The sequence below is a fragment of the Sphingomonas cynarae genome, from assembly GCF_039537815.1.
In the GTDB taxonomy this organism is placed as follows: Bacteria; Pseudomonadota; Alphaproteobacteria; order Sphingomonadales; family Sphingomonadaceae; genus Sphingomonas; species Sphingomonas cynarae.
The window spans coordinates 54078-73255 of the sequence record NZ_BAABBF010000002.1 but is presented as its reverse complement, the minus strand read 5'-3'; the positions used below and the strand labels follow the sequence as shown (position 1 = coordinate 73255).

The window sequence follows — 19178 nt, the reverse complement described above, 5'->3', positions numbered from 1 at the left end:
GGGGTATCGGGGGTGGGCGATCAGCTGGCGGGGGCCTGCGCGGGGCGGGCGGTGGTGGTGCTGCCCTCCGCGCGCGTCCGGCGGATTTCCTCGCGCACATTGTGGCCGAGCGCATCGGCGACGAGCGCCCCCTGTTCGGCGGTGTGGCGCTTCATAAGGCCCGTCGCGGGCGACGCGGCGGCCGCACGACCGGCATAGCGTGCGCGCTTCACCGCCGCGCCCGCTTCCGCCAGCGCCTCCTCGATCAGGGGCTCGACGAAGAACCAGTAGCCGTTGTTCTTCGGCTCTTCCTGCGCCCACACCACTTCGCGCAGGTTCGGCATCCGCTTCACCCGCTCCGCGATCGCATCGCCGGGGAAGGGATAAAGCTGTTCGACCCGGACGATCTGGGTGTCAGTATCACCAGCCGCGTCGCGCGCCTCGATCAGGTCATAGGCGACCTTGCCGGTGCACAGGACGAGCCGCGTCGTTGCTTCGTCGGCGGCGCCGTTGGTGTCGGACAGCAGGCGACGGAAGTGGCTGTCGCCCTGGAAATCGGCCGCCACCGACACCGCCAGCTTGTGGCGGAGCAGCGACTTCGGCGTCATTACCACCAGCGGCTTGCGGAAGCTGCGGTGCATCTGCCGGCGCAGCAGGTGGAAGTAGTTGGCCGGCGTGGTGCAGTTGGCGACCTGCATGTTGTCGCCTGCGCACAGCTGCAGGAACCGCTCCGGCCGGGCCGAGCTATGTTCCGGCCCCTGCCCTTCGTACCCGTGCGGCAGCAGCATCACGAGGCCGTTGGCGCGCAGCCACTTGGCCTCGCCCGACGCGATGAACTGGTCGATCATGATCTGCGCGCCGTTGACGAAGTCGCCGAACTGCGCCTCCCACAGCACCAGCGTCTTCGGATCGGCCAGCGCATAGCCATATTCGAAGCCGAGCACGCCATATTCGGACAGCGGGCTGTCCAGCACCTCGAACCGGCCATGCTCGATCCCCTGGAGCGGCACGAACTTGTGTTCGTCGGTCTGGTCGACCCAGACGGCGTGGCGTTGCGAGAAGGTGCCGCGCCCCGAATCCTGCCCCGACAGGCGGACGCCATATCCCTCGGACAACAGCGAGCCGAACGCCAGCGCCTCACCGGTCGCCCAGTCGAAATTGCTGGCGGTGGCGAACATCTGGCGCTTGGCCTCCAGCACGCGGCCCAGCGTCTTGTGGATCGCCAGCCCCTCCGGCACCGTGGTCAGCGTGCGACCGAGCAAGTCGAACAGCTTGGGCGTGATGCCGGTGTCGGCGCTACGCCGGGTCGGGCTGCCCTCGGTCGGCGCGGACAGGCCGGTCCAGCGACCGGCGAACCAGTCCGCCTTGTTGGGCTTGTAGCTCGTACCCGCCTCGAACTCGCCTTCCAGCCTGGTGACGTACTGCCGGACGTTCTCGTCCACCCATACCTGGTCGATCACGCCCTCGCCGATCAGGCGCCTGGCGTAGATGTCGCTGACCGGCGGGTGATCCTTGATGACCTTGTACATCAGCGGCTGGGTGAAGCCGGGCTCGTCACCTTCGTTATGACCGAAGCGGCGATAGCACCACATGTCGATCACGATGTCGCGATGGAACTTCTGGCGGAATTCCATCGCCATCTTGGTCGCGAAGGTCACCGCTTCGGGATCGTCGCCGTTCACGTGGAAAACCGGCGCCTGCACCCCCTTCGCCACGTCCGACGGATAGGGCGAGGAACGCGCGAACTGCGGGCTGGTGGTGAAGCCGACCTGATTGTTGATGATGAAGTGGACGCAGCCACCCGTGTTGTAGCCACGGATGCCGGAAAAGCCGAGGCATTCCCACACGATCCCCTGCCCCGCGAACGCGGCGTCGCCGTGGATCAGCACGGGCAGCGAGGCGACGTGATCGTTCAGGTCGTTCGCGATCGTCTGGATCGCGCGCGTCTTGCCGAGGACGACGGGATCGGCCGCCTCCAGATGCGACGGATTGGCGACGAGCGACATGTGGACCTTGTGCCCGTCGAACTCACGGTCGTGGCTGGTGCCGAGATGGTACTTCACGTCGCCGGAACCGCCGATATCGTCGGGGTTCGCCGAACCGCCGGCGAATTCGTGGAAGATGATGCGCAGCGGCTTCGCCATCACGTTGGCGAGGACGTTCAGGCGGCCGCGATGCGCCATGCCGAACACCATCTCGCGCACGCCGTACTGGCCGCCGTACTTGATGACGCTTTCCAGCGCCGGGATCATCGATTCACCGCCGTCGAGGCCGAACCGCTTGGTGCCGACATATTTGCGGCCGAGGAACTTCTCCCACTGCTCCGCCTCGATCACCTTGTTGAGGATCGCCTTCTTGCCGTCGATGGAGAATTCGATCGCCTTGTCCTGGCCCTCCATCCGCTCCTGCAGAAAGCGACGCTCCTCGACGTCGACGATGTGCATATATTCCAGACCGACATTGCCGCAGTAATTCTTGCGCAACGTGTCGACGAGCTGGCGGACGGTAGCCCATTCGAAGCCCATCGTGCCGCCGAGATAGATCGGGCGATCGAGATCGGCATCGGTGAAACCGTAATGCTCGGTCTTCAGATCCTCGGGCATCTCGCGCTTGGTCAGGCCCAGCGGATCGAGATTGGCGGCGAGATGGCCACGGACGCGGTAGGTGCGGATCAACAGCTGCGCGCGGATCGCATCGCCCGCCGCCTTGACGATATCGTCCTTCGATGGCGCCGGCGCGGCAGCCGCGGCAGGCTTGCCCCCGCGCGCGGGCTTGGGCGCGGGCTCCATCTGGGTCGGGTCGAGCGCGGCGGTCAGGTCGTCGGTGGTGGTCAGCGGCCAGCGCTTGCTCTGCCAGCTCGGCCCCTGAGCGCTGCCTTCCAGTCCTTCGAAGAAGGTCCGCCAGCCGGCATCGACCGAGCCGGGATCGGTACCGAACTTCGCGTACAGCGCCTCGATGAACGCCGGGCTCACGCCCTGTGCGATGTCGCTGAAATCCTGACCTTCGTAGCCCATCGTCTTCTTCCTTCTACCCCTCTCCCCTGCGGGAGCGGGAGGGACCCAGGCCGAAGGCCCGGAAGAGCGAGGGGGACGCCGATTGCGACCCCCCCGCCCTCATCCGGCGTCCTGCGGACGCCACCTTCTCCCGCAAGGGGAGAAGGATTTTCAGCCGTTCAGCACCGACAGCAGCGTCGAGCCGAGTTCCGACGGAGAGGCCGCGACCTTGATCCCGGCAGCTTCCATCGCCGCGATCTTGCTCTCGGCATCACCCTTGCCGCCCGACACGATCGCGCCGGCATGGCCCATGCGACGACCCGGGGGTGCCGTGCGGCCCGCGATGAAGCCGGCCATCGGCTTCTTGCGGCCACGCTTCGCCTCGTCGATCAGGAACTGCGCAGCCTGCTCTTCGGCGTCGCCGCCGATCTCGCCGATCATGATGATCGACTGCGTAGCCTCGTCCGCCAGGAACAGTTCGAGCACGTCGATGAAGTTGGTGCCGTTGACCGGATCGCCGCCGATGCCGACCGCGGTGGTCTGACCCAGACCGGCGTTCGAGGTCTGGAACACCGCCTCATAGGTCAGCGTGCCGGAGCGCGAGACGACGCCGACCGAACCCTGCTTGAAGATCGAACCCGGCATGATGCCGATCTTGCACTGGCCCGGCGTCAGCACGCCGGGGCAGTTCGGGCCGATCAGCCGCGACTTGCTGCCCGACAACGCACGCTTGACGCGGACCATGTCGAGGACCGGAATGCCTTCGGTGATCGTGACGATCAGCGGAATCTCGGCGTCGATCGCTTCCAGGATCGAATCGGCGGCGAAGGGCGGCGGCACGTAGATCACCGATGCGTCGGCGCCGGTCTTCGACTTCGCCTCCGCGACGGTGTTGTACACCGGCAGGCCGAGATGCTCGGTCCCGCCCTTGCCCGGCGTGACGCCGCCGACCATCTGCGTGCCGTATTCCAGCGCCGCCTTGGTATGGAAGCTGCCGGTTTCGCCGGTCATGCCTTGCGTGATGACCTTGGTGTTCTTGTCGACGAGAATACTCATTTTGACTCCTGAGAGACATAGCCGACGGCGACTCGAACAGAGGGCCTATCGCTGCTGCCGGTAAATACCAGATTGATCAAATGGCTATTAGACGCGCGATAATACTGATCGCCCTTGCCATTATCTTTGAATGGCACGCCATAGGTGGATGCCATCGCCGCCTGAAGCTTGGGAAAAGCTTGGACAGAAGCGATCTTTGCCACAAAATTGCATAACTGCATTTGGCCAAGCCCGGCGTTGGACGTAAGGACCATCAAATGGCCCTTGCCGTAAACGATAAGTCCGTTTTCGACGGGCTTTCCATCTTTTGACGACATCGAACCTTTTGACCAACCATCGGCGATCAAATGCGCTTCATCAAGCCCCGCCGGGCCGACACCATTGGTACAGGACCGGATGCCTGCGAGAATTTCATCTTGCGAGGCAATACCCATGCCCTCGGCCACCACCGGACTGGCTAGGGTGGCCACGGCGCATAACGCCGCTGCCATCCCCCGCCGCACCGTCAAATCAATGGCGCGGAATATGATCAATTCAGGCTCTCGTCGATGCCCTTGCACGCGACCAGCAGTTCCTTGACCGCGTCGACCGACACCTGAAGGTTCGCCTTCGCCTCGTCGTCCAGCTTGACCTCGACGATCTCCTCGACGCCGCCGGCACCAATGATGACGGGGACCCCGACATAGAGGCCGTCAACGCCGTACTGGCCCTCGACATAGGCGGCGCAGGGCAGCAGGCGCTTCTGGTCGTACAGATACGCCTCGGCCATCGCGATGCCGCTGGTGGCGGGCGCGTAATAGGCGGAGCCGGTCTTGAGCAGCGCGACGATCTCACCGCCACCCGAACGGGTGCGCTGGACGATCGCGTCGATCTTGTCCTGCGTAGTGCGGCCCATCGCGATCAGGTCAGGCACCGGGATGCCCGCAACCGTGGAATACTGCACGACCGGAACCATCGTGTCGCCATGGCCGCCCAGCACGAACGTGTTCACGTCCTTCACCGCGACCTTGAACTCGTCGGCGAGGAAGTGGCTGAACCGCGACGAGTCGAGCACGCCCGCCATGCCGACGACCTTGTTGGTCGGCAGGCCGGAAAATTCGCGCAGCGCCCATACCATCGCGTCGAGCGGGTTGGTGATGCAGATCACGAACGCGTCGGGCGCGTTGGCCTTGATCCCCTCGCCGACCGCCTTCATCACCTTCAGGTTGATGCCGAGCAGGTCGTCGCGGCTCATGCCGGGCTTGCGCGCGACGCCGGCGGTGACGATGATGACGTCCGCCCCCGCGATATCGGCATAGTCGTTGGACCCGGTGATGGTGGCATCGAAGCCCTCGACCGGCCCGCACTGCGACAGATCAAGCGCCTTGCCCTGCGGCACGCCCTCCACCACGTCGAACAGCACGATATCGCCAAGGCCCTTGAGGGCGGCGAGGTGCGCGAGCGTGCCGCCGATGTTACCGGCGCCGATCAGCGCGATCTTCTTGCGGGCCATTCCAATCCTTCTCCGTGGCGGTGATTGGAAGCGGCGGGTACGCGCATAATGCGCGTAGGGCAAGGCTTAAATGGCATTATTGCGGATGGTTCGCAAGTGCAATAGCGACCGGTTTCCATGAATGCGCCCCGTCAGAACTCGCAGCCCCGCCATTTACCATGGGGTTTGTCGCGCTGGCCCGGCTGCCGAGATGTGCGTCAATATTGTCAGCGTGCCTCGCCATCCGCGCCGTGACCCTGCGCGAGATAGTCGTCGGACCCCATCTCCTCCAGCCGACTCACCGTCCGCTGGAATTCGAATACGCCGTCCCCCGCCGCATAGAGATCGCCCGGCTCGGCATCCGCCGCGGCAAGCAGCTTCACCTTGTGTTCGTACAGTGCGTCGATCAGCGCGACGAAGCGCGCGGCCTCGTTGCGGTTCTCCGGGCCCAGCCGGGGGATGCCGACGAGGATGACGGTATGGAAACGACGGGCAATCGCAAGATAGTCGGCCGCGCCCCGAGCCTCGCCGCACAGTTTCCTAAACGAGAAGACCGCGACGCCCTTCAATGCCTTGGGCACATGCAGCGTGCGGCCCTGCACCACCAGATCCTCGGACGGGATCGGTTCGGTCACTTCATGATCGGTCAGGCGAAAGAATGCGGCGGAGAGATCGGCGGTCGCCGCCGCCCCGTTGGGAACCAGCCAGGTCCGCTGGCTGCCCAGCCGGTCGCGCCGGTAATCGATCGGGCCGTTCAGCGTCACCACGTCGAGACGCGATTGCACCAGCGCGATGAAGGGCAGGAAATGTTCGCGGTTGAGACCGTTCCTGTAGAGATCGACCGGCGCACGATTGGAGGTGGTGACGATCGTCACCCCCGCCTCGATCAAGGCGGTGAACAGCCGCGACAGGATCATCGCGTCGGGGCTGTTGGTCACCATCATCTCGTCGAAAGCGAGCAACCGGGCTTCCTGCGCCAGCGCCGCGGCGACGGGGAGGATCGGGTCGCCCTGCTCCTTGCGCCGCTCCACCGCGATGCGGCCATGGACCTCGATCATGAACTCTGCAAAATGGACCCGGCGCTTGGCCGGCACGGCCACATGGTCGTAGAACAGGTCCATCAGCATCGATTTGCCGCGCCCGACATCGCCCCACATGTAAACGCCGCGCGCGGGCACCGGTTTGCGGCGGAAGAAGCCGGTAGTGCGGGGATGTTCCAGTTCGGTCGCGAGCGACTGGAGGCGGGCGGCGGCGGCGGCCTGTTCGGGATCGGGGCGCAGTTCGCCGGCGGCGATCAGCGCGTCATAGGCGGCGATGACGCCAAGGTTGTCGGTGGTCATGAGTCCTTCCTGACCGACGGAGGCTTGCGGATCGTGGCAGAGAAGGCTGCGACCCGGCGGTCGTCATCCCCCTGCACCACCAGTCCGCGCAGGAACAGCAGACGGCCGGTTTCGCGCAGCAATTCGACCTGCGCCTCGATCGGTTCGCCGATCGCGCCTTCGCCGATGAATTGCGTGTCCAGCCCCAGCGTCACGCCGGTGCCGGCGATGATCGTGCCGGACGCACGGGCCGCCGCAAACAGCGCGATATCGATGAAGGCCAGCGTGACGCCGCCATGGACTGCATCGCGGACATTGGAATGTTCGCGACCCGGCATCATCCGGACCCGGACGATGGCACCCTCCGCCCGGTAGACGATCGGACCCATGACCGCATTGAAGCGCGTCGGATCGGTCGGCTTCCACTCCCGCCAGCCCGGCTGGCCGGGGGCGGGAGCATCGCTGAACGGGTCGCTCAAGACCTCAGACGATCCGTTCGGCTTCCATCTTCTTGATCTCGGCGATCGCCTTGGCGGGGTTCAGCCCCTTGGGACAGACGTTCGCGCAGTTCATGATCGTGTGGCAGCGATACAGACGGAACGGATCCTCCAGTTCGTCGAGCCGGTCGCCGGTCATCTCGTCGCGGCTGTCCGCCAGCCAGCGATAGGCCTGCAACAGGATCGCCGGCCCTAGGAACTTGTCGGCATTCCACCAGTAGCTGGGGCACGAGGTCGAACAGCACGCGCACAGGATGCACTCGTACAGGCCATCGAGCTTCTGCCGGTCTTGCGGCGACTGCAACCGCTCCTTGCCCGAGGGCGGCGGCGTGACGGTCTGCAACCACGGCTTGATCGAACTGTACTGCGCGTAAAAGTGCGTAAAGTCCGGCACCAGATCCTTCACCACGTCCATATGCGGCAGCGGGGTGATACGCACCTCGCCCTTCACATCCTCGATCGCGGTGGTGCAGGCGAGGCCGTTGCGCCCGTCGATGTTCATCGAGCAGGAGCCACAGATGCCTTCGCGGCACGAGCGGCGGAAGGTCAGCGAACTGTCCTGCTCGCCTTTCATCTTGATGAGCGCGTCGAGCACCATCGGCCCGCACTCGTCCAGATTGACCTCGAACGTGTCGTAGCGGGGATTTTCGCCGCTGTCGGGATCGTAACGATAGACCTTGAATTTCTTCAGCCGGCCTTTTTCCGCCGGAGCGCTCGGCGCGGCATGGGTGACGCCCTGCTTGATCTTGCTGTTCTTGGGGAGGGCGAATTCGGCCATGAAGGGTTCCCGTCAGGTGATTGCCCGAGCCGTTACAACACGGGCGCGATCCGGGCAAACCCTCCTGTTGCGGCGCGGTAACTCAGATCACGTCGAGTACGAGCCCCAGGCGTTTCGCCTCGTCCGCCTCAATATACCAATTGGACGGCGCCTTTTCCAGAAGCTCGTCCATCGAAACCTGCGACCCGCGGATCAGCGCCTCGAATCCCTCGTTCTGGATACGGATCGAATCCTCGATTTCGTGCAGCTTCGCCTTTAACGTGTATTCCAGCGTGTTGAGCGGTCCGTTCAGCTGGATGGTCGATTGCATCTGCCGTTCGTGGATCATGATGCGGCTGCCCCGCGTCAGAAAACGGCTGTCGACCGGGAAGGCCGACATGAAGGTAGCACCCGCCGAATAGACCGCGACCTTGCCCAGGAACAATGTGTCGCGCCCGGTATATTCGCGGATCAGGCGGATGCCGTCTCCCATCGCCCGTGCCATTTCCGGGTCGCCGCCCAGCGTGGTGATCGACACCACCAGCGGTCCTTCGGTCGGGGCATCGATCACCTGCGCCTTGAAACTGGTGTACATCGCCTCGTCGACCGGCCCGTGCAACTGCACATGCGGGTTGGCGAGAAGCGGATATTGTGTGGCCTTGCCGTTCTGGTTGGTCATGGCGCGGGCAACCGACCGGCACGGACGCGGTTCCAGCCCTGGCTGGTCTTTTTCGACTATTCGATACCTAGCGGCGGCCCGTCGGCATCGTCATTCCGCCCCATCGGCCAGCCGGACCAGCCGGGCCATCGGCACCTGCAAGCCGTTCACGCCCAGCGTCACCACGCCGGCCTTCGCCTCCACCGTCGATACCTTGCCGACGCTAGTCAGCGTCATCGGCACCTCGACGCCAAACGCGTCGCGCCCCACTGCCGACAGCGTGTAGCCGCCATCCTTGGCCGTACCGCCCGATTTCGTCGTCCCGTCCCAGGCCAACCGGCCGGTCGTGCCGCTGGCGTCGACCGTGCTGGTCGACATGGTGACGCCGGATGCGTCCTTCACCGTCATCTCGATCGTGGCGACCGCGCGGGTGGACTGATAGCCCCATTGCGCCGCGCTCTGCCCGGCAAGGCCGGCGACGTTGGTGTCCACCTCCACCTCGCGGCCAATCAGCGCGTTCGCCTGCGTCAGGCTCTGCGTCGACAGCTGCGACAGGATGTCGTTGAGCGCAGTCGTCTGCTTCACGGTTTGTTCGACCTGTGAATATTGCGCGAGCTGCTGGGTATATTCGGTCGAATCCATCGGCTTCAACGGGTCCTGATTCTGCATCTGGGTGACGAGCAACTTCAGGAACATGTCGAAATCCGCCCCGACCTTGGCCAGGGTGGTGGGGGTACCGGCAGCGGAGGTCGTGGCGCCGGTGACGACGGTGGTGGTGGTCATGATTCGATCCTTCAGGCCATCAGGTCGACGCCGCCGCGCGAGCGGAGCGGGCGATATTCGGGTTCGGGCAGGTCAGTGGTCGTGGATGCGTTGCGCGGGGTGGCGGCCGCCTGCCAGCGCGGCTGGCCCTGTGCGCCCTGCCCGCCGGCATCCGCCCCGCCCTGTCGCGTGTCGAAGCGGAAGCTCTGTGCGTCGGTGCGCATCCCGGCATCGCTGAGCGCCCGGCCGAGATCGGCACTGTCGCGGCGCAGCAGATCGAGCGCAGCCGGAGTTTCGGCGGCCAGCACCGCGCGCAATGTGCCGCGATCGTCGAACGACAGGGTCACGTCGATCCGGCCGAACTCGGCGGGATTGAGCCGGACGGTCAGTGCCTCGCCGCCGCCCTCGGCGGTATGGCGGGCAATGGCGACCGCCATCTCATGCCCCATCCGCCCCCGCTCGGCCGCGACGCGCGCTTCCGGCACCGGCGACGCTGCCGTCGCCATGGGGGCCGGCGCGGGCGTGACCACCTTCGGCTCGACCAGCGCGGCGAAGGAACGTGGATCGGGGGTGGCGGCCGTCACCGGCTTCTGATCGGCAGGTGCCGCCTCCTCACGCACCGGACGCAGCCCGGTAGCGGCAACGGCGGCCGGGTGATCGGCAGATGCCGCGACCTCGACCTTGCCGGATATCGCGGGCGGCTGCCCGAGGGCGGGGGTTGCGCCTGGGGCGACAGGAGCGGTCATCGGAGCGTCTTGCTTAGAGCTGCCCGGATCGGTGTCGGCAGACGTATCCGGCGTGGCAGCAGCGGCTTCCGGCAACGGCGCGGCGGCGATGTCGGGCAACAAGGGCGGCAGTGCCGTCATCTGCGGGAAGGCGGTGGCCGCCGGATCAATGTCCTCGGCATCGGCCGATGCGCCGTCCTCGACCGGGGCAGGCTCGACGGGGGCCCCCGCCCCCTTCACCGCGACGGGGGCGACGACCGGCGACGTCTGCGCCGGGGCGAAGACCATAGGCACCGGTGCGGGTGCCATAGCGGGCTTGCGCGGGGCAGATGGCTTGGCGACGTCGACGCCGGTCGGTGTCGGTGTCGGTGTCGGTGTCGGTGCAGTTGTGCTGTCAACGGACTGGGGAACAACGACAGGCGGCGCATTGACGGGTGCGGGATCACCCAGCGTCGGGCCGGCATCGGGGTCGGTGCGCAGCACGAGGTCGGGCAACGGCGCGGCGGCCAGCATCGGCTTGCCAGAAACAGCCCGCTCGCCGCCGCTGGCCAATGACATGGCCGGTACGGGATCGGCAGTGGGATCGTTCAGCGCCGGTCCGGCATCGGGGTCGGTGCGCAACACGAGGTCGGGCAACGGCGCGGCGACCAGCATCGGCTTGCCCGATGCAGCCTGCTCCGCGTTGCCCGTCAATGGCAGGACAGGGGTGATGACATCGGACGGCGATGCACCGGACAGCCGACCAGCTGCCGGCGCGGCATTGGCCGAGCCGGGCAGTTCCGAACCTGAGAACGGGACGATGGGCAGCGGCACATTCCCGACAGGGCCTGCCTCGGAAGCGACTCGCAGCGCCTCGTCGGGCTGCGGTGCGGCGGCCAGCGGGATGGTGGGGCCTATCCCCGTCGGGGTCGGCAAGCTTGCCAAGGTGGACGTTACAGTTGGCAGCGCCGATCCGCCCGCAGGCGTCGGTGGCCAAGCGGCCGGCAGCGATGCCACAACCGCAGCGCTGCGTAGACTTGGCGATGGCGCGGGGGCCGGCATGGTCCCGACGACGGCGGGGGGAAGCGAAGCTGGCGTCTCATCCGTCCGCATCGGCGACGTCGGTGCCACCGACGCGGGCAGAGGCGCGACGGTCGCGATCGGGACGATGTCCGTCGGCGATGCGCCTGTCGGGATCATGGGCGGCGCGACTGGCACGGCATTCGCGACCATGGTGGTCGACGCCATGGGGCCAGTCGGCGTGACGGGCGATGCACCCGGCCATGGCAGCGTCGCGATCGCCGGGCGCGCGGCGGGCATCCCGGTCGACACCAGCGCCCCGACCGGCAGCGTCGCGTTCATCAACGCGCCGCGAAACGATGGCGACGTGAGAGGCGTCACTGGCGGAGCGGCGGGCGTCGCGGCGACCATCGTGCCGAACAGCCCGCCCGCCGGCGTCGCGATCGCATCGCCGGTCGGCGCGGTGGCGCCCGGCGGCGCGAAGATCGCGGCGAAGGGGTCGGTCGCGGCGGACGTGATCATGCGGGTCTCCGGGGCGGCGGCAGCGTCGCCTCCAGCATCATTATAGGAAGGAGAATGCTCACCCGATCGTCCCCAGCGAACGGATGCGTGCGCGGGTATGCACCTCGTTCTGCGACAGCACGACGGTAGCGGGGCGAACCCGTTCGATGATCGAACGAACAAAGGGGCGGATCGACGGGTTGGTGAGAAGGCAGGGAATCTCCCCCTCCCCCGCCAGCCGATCGAACGTTTCGCGGACATGCGCTAGGAACGCGTGAAGCTTGGTCGGCGCCATCGCCAGCTGGCGCTCGTCACCGTGCCCGACGATGCTCTCGGCGAACGCCTCGTCCCATTCGTTCGACAGCGTCACGATCGGGATCGCGCCGTCGCGGGTCTGCTGCGCGGAGATCTGGCGGGCCAGACGGCCGCGGACATGCTCGGTGATCTGGGTGATGTTGGTCGTCACCGGTGCCGCCTCCGCCACGCCTTCCAGAATGGTGGGCACGTCGCGGATCGACACCCCTTCGGCCAGCAGGTTCTGGAGCACGCGCTGCACGCCCGACACGCTGATGCGCGAGGGGATGATGTCGGCGACCAGCTTTTCCGATTCGGTATGCACGTCACTCAGCAGCTTCTGCGTCTCGGTATAGCTCAGCAGGTCGGCGATGTTGTCCTTGACCAGTTCGGTCAGGTGGGTGGTGATGATCGTGCCGCAGTCGACCACGGTCAGGCCGCGCATCCCCGCTTCGTCGCGCAACGACCGGTCGATCCACAGCGCGGGCAGGCCGAACACCGGCTCGCGCGTGTGTTCGCCGGGCAGGCCGGGGGCATCACCGCCGGGATTGATGACGAGCAGGCGATCAAGCCGGATTTCACCCCGCGCGGCCTCCGTCTCCTTGACGTGAACGACATATTCGTTGGGCTTCAGCGCCATGTTGTCGATGATCCGCACCGATGGCAGCACGAAGCCGTAGTCGATCGCCATCTGGCGGCGCAGCGCGCGGACCTGATCGTCGAGCCGGGGTTCGGCCTCCGAATCGTTGATGATCGGCAGCAGCGCATATCCGATCTCGATCCGGATCGCATCGATCTGGAGCGTGCGGCTGATCGGCTCCTCCGGGATCGGCTCGGCGGCGATGGCCTGCGCGGCGGCGACCTTTTCCTGCACGACGCGCGCCTTGGCGTCCTTGTTGAGCTTCCACGCGGCCCAGCCGGTGGCGCCGGCGAACACCGCGAACGGGATGAAGGGCAGCCCCGGCATGATGGCGAGACCGCCCATCATCACCGACACCATCCCGAACGCCTTGGGATACCGGCCGAGCTGTTCGCCCAGCGCCACCCCGGTCTTGCCCGCCGCGCCGCCCTTGGTCACCAGCAGGCCGGCGGCGATCGACACGATCAGCGCGGGCACCTGGCTGACCAGCCCGTCGCCGACCGACAGCAGCGTGTAGGTGTGGAACGCCTCCGCCAGCGGCACGCCGTGGACCAGCACGCCCATGATAAGGCCGACGAACACATTGATCGCGGTGATGAGCAGCGCGGCGACCGCGTCGCCCTTCACGAACTTCGACGCACCGTCCATCGATCCGTAGAAGCCGCTTTCGGCCTCCACCTCGGTCCGGCGTTCGCGCGCCTGCTTCTCGTCGATCGTGCCGGCGTTCAGATCGGCGTCGATCGCCATCTGCTTGCCGGGCATCGCATCGAGGCTGAACCGCGCCGCGACCTCGGCGATGCGGCCCGCGCCCTTGGTGATGACGACGAAGTTGATGACGATCAGGATCGCGAAGATCGTCAGGCCGATCACGGTATCGCCGCCGATCAGGAACTCGCCAAACGCGCCGATCACCCCACCCGCCGCGTGCGACCCCTCGTGCCCGTGCGCCAGGATCAGCCGGGTGGAGGCGAGGTTGAGGCCGAGCCGCAGCATCGTCGAGATCAGCAGGATCGTCGGGAAGGCGGATAGTTGCAGCGGCTTCTCGATGAACAGCGAGGTCATCAAAATCATGATCGACAGCGTGATCGACAGGGCGAGGCCCATGTCGAGCATCCATGCCGGCATCGGCAGGATCAGCATCGCGATGATCGCGACCACGCCGATCGCCAGCGCGATGTCGCGGCTGGCGCCGAGGCGCTGGAAGGTGGAGAGAATGCCGCCCATCGTTCAGTTCCTCACGCCGCCGGCATGACGGGGATGCCCGCCTCGATGAACGTCTTCAGCTTGTTGCGCATCGTACGGACCGAGATGCCGAGGATGCCGGAGGCGGAGGTGCGGTTGCCGCGGCACCGCTCCAGCGTCTTGAGGATCAGCGCGCGTTCGACATCCTCGACGGTGCGGCCGATCAGGCTGTCGACCGCCATTTCGCATTCCTGCCCCACAGGAGCGGCGGCATTCAGACGGCTGCCGTCCGCCAGCACCAGATCGTCTACGGCGACGGCGGGGCCACGAGCGAGCACGGCGGCGCGGCGTACCACGTCCTCCAGTTCGCGCACGTTGCACGGCCAGCGATGCGCGGCGAGCAGCAGCGTCGCCTCGCGATCGATCCCGTGCGCCGGCGCACCCTCGATCTCCGCGATCAGATGCCGGGCGATCAGCACGACATCATGCCCGCGCGCGCGCAGTGGCGGCAGCACGACCTGCGTGGCGGCTAGCCGCGTGGCGAGATCGGCACGAAATTCGCCATCCTGTGCCAGCCCAGCAAGATCGCGGGTGGTGGAGGCGATCAGGCGCACTGCGTCCCCCGCCGGCAGCACCGCCATCAATCGCGCCTGAGCGGTGGCGGGCAGGCGATCGATATCGCGGATGAACAGCGTGCCGCCCAGTGCCTCCTCCAGCCGGCCGAGGCGGGCGGTGGCGACCCCGGGCAGCTCGTCCGGGCGATGACCGAACAACTCGGCCTCGACGATCGGCGCGGCGACACCGCCGCATTCGACCATCAGGAAGGCACCGCCACGACCGGAGGCGGCATGGATCGCGCGGGCGAGCATCGCCCGGCCCGTCCCCGCCTCGCCTGCGATCAGCACCGGCATGGTGCCCGGCGCGATCCGGCGGGCATAATCCACCGCACGACGGAACGTGGCATCCTCGCCGACGATCTCGGTGGCGGGGGCCGCTGCCGCGATCGTCAGGGCCGCGGCGATCAGTGCGCGGTCGGGCGGGAGTGGTACGTAGTCGCGCGCACCTGCACGGATCGCGGCCACCGCACGATCGGCCGGGGCATCGATCCCGCACGCCAGCACCGGCACCGCGAAGCGTTCCAGCCGCAGCCGCGCGAGGAAATTGGCGATGTCGGCCATCACGTCGAACATCACCAGCCCGACCGATCGCTGCCGCATCACGGCCAGCGCGGCGGTGGCGTCACCGGCCAAGACGACATCGGCCCCCGCTTCGCGCGCCATCGCCGCCGCCAGGTGCAGTTCACCGCCCGGCGTGCCGACCAGCAATAACCGGATGCCCGTCTGGATCGTCACGGAAATCAACGCTCCTGCTGCACGATTTCGGTGAGCGTTACGCCCAGCGAGTCGTCGATCATCACCACCTCGCCGCGCGCGATCAGGCGGTCGTTGACGAAGATGTCGACGGGCTCGCCGACGCGGCGGTCCAGTTCCATCACCATCCCGGCCTTCAGGCGCAGCAGGTCGCCGATCGGCATCCGCGACCGGCCCAGTACCGCCTGCACCTTCACCGGCACGTCGAACACGGCCTCAAGCCCAGTCAGCAGCTCGTCATCCACCTGGCGCGGGGCACTGGCAAATTCCTCCAGCATCGATCCGACGTCCGTACCGGGGATGTCCGGCTGCAGGGCGGGGGACAGGTCGCTCATCGAAGTCTCCATCACGAATTCATCCACTGGCGGACCACCGCCGCTGCTTCGGTCGGGGATGCGGAAATCGCATCGCCGACGCGCTGCAGCGCACTCATCTTCACCCGCCCGTCGACCTGGGCGAGCGCGATCTCGTCATCCAGCCCCTGCAGGCTGGGAAGCCGGCGCTGGGCGCCAGCGGCATCGTCCGGACCGGGAAGCGCGGCGGGTTCGCCGGTCGCGGGGTCGGGACCGGTCAGCGCCGCAGCAGTCGTTCCGCCATCGACACCGGCGGCGGCGAGTGCGGGAACCGCGGCGCCCGACGGACGGATCATCCGGATCGCGACAAGCCCGACCGCGGCGATCAGCGCCAGCTTCAGGAAGCCGACGATCTGATCGGTCGGCAGCTTGTCGAGCATCGACGGCTCGTCACCGGTATCGGTCGCCGCGAACGCCATGCTTTCGATCACCACGCTGTCGCCACGCGCCGTATCGATGCCGACCGCGTTCTCGACCAGCCGGGTCAGCCGCTGGATCTGCGGCTGGGGCAGACCCTTCGCGCCGCCATCGACCATGACCGCGACGGTCAGCCGCTTGATCCGGCCGGGGCCGCGCAACACGACGCTGTGCGTCTTGCTGTTGTCGTAGGTGGTGTCCTCCGACGTTTCCTCGCGGCCTTCGGTGCGGCTGCTGCCGGGGGTGGCGGGCTGACCCTGTGCCTCGGGCAGCTGCTGGGCGACGCTGGCGCCTTCCGGGCCGGGCTGGTTGTCGCTCGACTGGTTCTTGCTGCCGACCGACACCTGATGCGCGATCACCTGCTTGTCGGGATCGAAGACGTCGGATTCCTCCTGCGTCTGGTCGCGATCGATATCGGCGGACACTTCGGCGCGGACCTTGCCCTCGCCGACGATCGGCTGGAGCAGCGCCTCGACCTCGTCGCGCAGCTTGCCCTCGACCTGCGCCTGGCGCTCGTCGGCACCGCTCGCGCCCATCGTCGAGGCATCGCCGGCACGGGCCAGCAACGCGCCGGTCTGGTCGACGATCGAGATCGATTCGGGCACCAGATCGGGCACGGACGAGGCGACGAGATAGCGGATCGACTGCACCGCCTCGGCCGGCAGGCGACCCTTGGTCTTCACCGTCACCGCCGCGCTCGCCTTGGTCGGCGTCGTCGCGAACAGCGCGCGTTCGGGCATGACGAGGTGGACGCGCGCGCTCGACACGTTCTGGAGCGTGGCGATCGAGCGGGACAGTTCGCCCTCGATCGCGCGCGTCTCGTTCATCTTGGCGCGGCTGGCGGAAACGCCAAACGGCTCCTCCTCGTCCAGCACGTCGTAACCGATCTTGCCGCCCAGCTTTTCGCCGGCCATGCTCATGCGCAGTTCGGCCAGCTTCTCTTCGGGCGCCATGATCGAGGTGCCGTCGGCGGACAGCTGGAAGGCGACGTTCTGCGCCTTTAGCTTTTCCGCGATCGACTGCGCCGCGGCGGGATCGAGATCGGTGTAGAGGAAACCCATCGGGCCATCGCCACCACGGGTGGCGACCATCGCCAGCACGCCCAGCATGACGGCCGCGACCACGCCCATGATTATCAGGCGCTGGCGCCCGATCTGGGCGAACATTGTACGGACCTGGTCCAAGCCTTGCTCCAAACGTCACGACGGCGGCGTCTGGTTTCTTTATAGAAGGCGCGGAGGGCGGCAGTTTGTGCCGGGCGGAAAAACTTGCCGGGTCAGTGGAATGGAAGGAAAAATCCCCCCACCCCGCCGCCGGCGTTGCTATCCTCAAACGATACGCGCCACCCCGGCAAAGGCCGGGATGGCGCGAAGTCTATCGAGCGCGGTGGATCGGGATCGGCGTCAGGTCGCGGGCAGCAGCGCGTCCAGCGCGTCGCGCACCACGTCGGCGCGGGCGGCGGCGTCAAGGATCACGCCCCCCTGTTCCCAGTTGATATGCGCATCGCCCGGTTGCAGCGAGCCATCGGCGACAACGGTGATCGCCAGCCGGCGACGATCGCCGTTCTGGCGTACCGCGATCAGTTGCTCCATCTCCGCGACCAGCGCGGGCGCGACGGCGACCTGGATCTCCTGACCCCGCGCGACCTGGCGGAGGACGCGGCCGATCGCCTCGTCGATCGCGGCGGCGGGCAGTTCGGTCAGCGCGCGCGCCGCCAGCTGCTCGGCGGCGGCATGGGCGACGGCGGCAGCCTCCCGCGCCAGATCGCCGGCGACCTGCTCCAGATGCGCGTCGATCCCCTCGATCGCGGCATGGAGTCCGTCGGCGGCGATCAGCAGTGCGGCATCCCGCTCGGTTCTGGCATGGGTCAGCCCCGCCTCGAACCCATCGGCGCGGGCGCGGCCCAGTTCCTCGTTGAAGCCGTGCCGCGCCATCGCCAGTTCGGCCTCCAGCGCGGCGACGCGCAGTGCCATGTCGATATCGTCGTCCGGCCCCAGCGACGGCGGCCCCTCGCCGATCGCCTCGAATACCTTGTCGAACGCGAAGGGGCGGATGTGGAAAGAGGTATCCATCGCGCTATCCTCAGACGATCATCGCATCGTCGCTCTTGGGATCGGCGAGCACAATTTCGCCACGATCCGCCAACGACTTGGCCAGCCGGACGAGTGCGGTCTGCGCCTCCTCGCAATCGCGGGCGCGCACCGGCCCCATGCCCGCCATGTCCTCGCGCATCAGCTTGGCCGAGCGTTCGGTCATCGTGCTCATGAACAGCTGGCGAATCTGATCCGGCGCGCCCTTCAGCGCCAGCGCCATCTGACGCTTGTCCGCCTGGCGGACGATCGCCGACACCGCAGTCGGGATCAGGCTGCCCAGATCCTCGAAGGTGAACATCAGCGCGCGGATGCGTTCCGCCGATTCCGGCGCGTGTTCGTCGAGCGAGCCCAGGATCGACTGTTCGGTCGACCGGTCCATCGCGTTGAACACCTCGGCCATCGCCTCGTGCGGGTCGCGGCGCTGGGCGCGCGACAGGTTGCTCATGAATTCGCTGCGCAGCGTCTGCTCGACCTGGAGCAGCACGTCCTTCTGCACCGTCTCCATCCGCAGCATCCGCTGTACGACGTCGATCGCGATCTCGCGCGGCAACTGGCCCAGCACCCGGGCGGCGTGATCCGCCTTCAGCTTGGACAGGATGACCGCCACGGTCTGCGGATATTCGTTCTTCAGATAGCCGGCGAGCACCGCTTCGGACACGTTGGACAGCTTGTCCCACATGGTCCGCCCGGCGGGGCCGCGAATATCCTCCATGATCTCGCGCACGCGATCGCTGGGCAGGATGCCGTCGAGCAGCCGCTCGGTCGTCTCGAACGAACCGTGCAGCGCGTTCATCGCCGATACCTCGCCTGCGAAGGCGATCAGCAGATGCTCCGCCGCGGCGGAGGGCACCCGGCCCAGCGTCGAGATCGTCGCCGACAATTCTTTGATCTCGTCGACCGACAGATGCTCCCAGATCTGTGCGCCGTGATCCTTGCCCAGCACCAGCATCAGCGCCGCGGCGCGTTCGATGCCACCATAACGCTTCAGCTCCGGGGGTTCGGCCAGTATCATCACGTCGCTCCTGCGGATGATCCCGACGACCGGCAGGCCGAACAGGGATCGTTCATCCTATTATAGGAAAGTCCGGGCATGACGGGCGGGCAAGGAGGCA

The 19178-nt window shown here is 66.9% G+C and carries 17 protein-coding genes; 1 reads left to right on the top strand and 16 read right to left on the bottom strand.

What is annotated here, in order from left to right; translation table 11 throughout:
• Positions 1–20: 20 nt before the first annotated feature.
• From ABD719_RS03635 to ABD719_RS03590, 10 genes are all read right to left on the bottom strand, one after another.
• On the bottom strand, positions 21–2993 hold the full coding sequence (locus tag ABD719_RS03635) for a 2-oxoglutarate dehydrogenase E1 component (RefSeq protein WP_344692031.1): 2973 nt from the start codon (positions 2991–2993) through the stop codon (positions 21–23).
• 150 nt (positions 2994–3143) lie between these two features.
• The gene (sucD, locus tag ABD719_RS03630) at positions 3144–4028 is read right to left on the bottom strand and encodes a succinate--CoA ligase subunit alpha (RefSeq protein WP_192125148.1); all 885 of its coding nucleotides are present in this window, start codon (positions 4026–4028) and stop codon (positions 3144–3146) included.
• Positions 4025–4561, bottom strand: a complete 537-nt coding sequence (locus tag ABD719_RS03625) for a hypothetical protein (RefSeq protein WP_344692030.1) — start codon at positions 4559–4561, stop codon at positions 4025–4027. The genes sucD and ABD719_RS03625 overlap by 4 nt, the downstream gene beginning before the upstream one ends.
• The gene (gene mdh, locus ABD719_RS03620; RefSeq protein WP_344692029.1) at positions 4558–5520 is read right to left on the bottom strand and encodes a malate dehydrogenase; all 963 of its coding nucleotides are present in this window, start codon (positions 5518–5520) and stop codon (positions 4558–4560) included. The genes ABD719_RS03625 and mdh overlap by 4 nt, the downstream gene beginning before the upstream one ends.
• Before the next feature lie 206 nt (positions 5521–5726).
• The gene (gene zapE, locus ABD719_RS03615; RefSeq protein ID WP_344692028.1) at positions 5727–6839 is read right to left on the bottom strand and encodes a cell division protein ZapE; all 1113 of its coding nucleotides are present in this window, start codon (positions 6837–6839) and stop codon (positions 5727–5729) included.
• Entirely contained in the window at positions 6836–7297 is a 462-nt protein-coding gene (locus tag ABD719_RS03610; protein ID WP_344692027.1) for a PaaI family thioesterase, read from the bottom strand. The genes zapE and ABD719_RS03610 overlap by 4 nt, the downstream gene beginning before the upstream one ends.
• Before the next feature lie 4 nt (positions 7298–7301).
• Positions 7302–8093: a succinate dehydrogenase iron-sulfur subunit gene (locus tag ABD719_RS03605; RefSeq protein ID WP_192125142.1), complete on the bottom strand. Its 792-nt coding sequence runs from the start codon at positions 8091–8093 to the stop codon at positions 7302–7304.
• A gap of 82 nt (positions 8094–8175) precedes the next feature.
• Complete coding sequence (locus ABD719_RS03600; protein WP_344692024.1) at positions 8176–8751, bottom strand: ATP-dependent Clp protease proteolytic subunit; 576 nt, start codon at positions 8749–8751, stop codon at positions 8176–8178.
• Between the two features lie 90 nt (positions 8752–8841).
• On the bottom strand, positions 8842–9513 hold the full coding sequence (locus ABD719_RS03595) for a flagellar hook assembly protein FlgD (protein WP_344692023.1): 672 nt from the start codon (positions 9511–9513) through the stop codon (positions 8842–8844).
• An 11-nt stretch (positions 9514–9524) separates the two neighbouring features.
• Complete coding sequence (locus ABD719_RS03590; protein WP_344692022.1) at positions 9525–11030, bottom strand: flagellar hook-length control protein FliK; 1506 nt, start codon at positions 11028–11030, stop codon at positions 9525–9527.
• A 70-nt stretch (positions 11031–11100) separates the two neighbouring features.
• On the opposite strand from ABD719_RS03590, the gene ABD719_RS03585 reads away from it, so the two are divergent.
• Positions 11101–11784, top strand: coding sequence for a hypothetical protein (locus tag ABD719_RS03585; protein ID WP_344692021.1), 684 nt, complete (start codon positions 11101–11103; stop codon positions 11782–11784).
• 12 nt (positions 11785–11796) lie between these two features.
• Here the strand turns inward: ABD719_RS03585 and flhA are convergent, their stop codons facing one another.
• From flhA to ABD719_RS03555, 6 genes are all read right to left on the bottom strand, one after another.
• Positions 11797–13875, bottom strand: a complete 2079-nt coding sequence (gene flhA, locus ABD719_RS03580; RefSeq protein ID WP_344692020.1) for a flagellar biosynthesis protein FlhA — start codon at positions 13873–13875, stop codon at positions 11797–11799.
• A gap of 11 nt (positions 13876–13886) precedes the next feature.
• A complete protein-coding gene (locus ABD719_RS03575; RefSeq protein WP_344692019.1) occupies positions 13887–15185 on the bottom strand; it encodes a sigma-54-dependent transcriptional regulator in 1299 nt (432 codons plus the stop codon).
• A gap of 5 nt (positions 15186–15190) precedes the next feature.
• Positions 15191–15481 (bottom strand): flagellar motor switch protein FliN, encoded by a 291-nt coding sequence (fliN, locus tag ABD719_RS03570; RefSeq protein WP_344692564.1) that lies wholly within the window; start codon positions 15479–15481, stop codon positions 15191–15193.
• Positions 15482–15549: 68 nt separating this feature from the next.
• Entirely contained in the window at positions 15550–17157 is a 1608-nt protein-coding gene (gene fliF, locus ABD719_RS03565) for a flagellar basal-body MS-ring/collar protein FliF (RefSeq protein WP_425567103.1), read from the bottom strand.
• A 219-nt stretch (positions 17158–17376) separates the two neighbouring features.
• Positions 17377–18045, bottom strand: coding sequence for a FliH/SctL family protein (locus ABD719_RS03560; protein ID WP_344692018.1), 669 nt, complete (start codon positions 18043–18045; stop codon positions 17377–17379).
• 10 nt (positions 18046–18055) lie between these two features.
• Entirely contained in the window at positions 18056–19078 is a 1023-nt protein-coding gene (locus ABD719_RS03555; RefSeq protein ID WP_344692017.1) for a flagellar motor switch protein FliG, read from the bottom strand.
• Between the last annotated feature and the right edge of the window lie 100 nt (positions 19079–19178).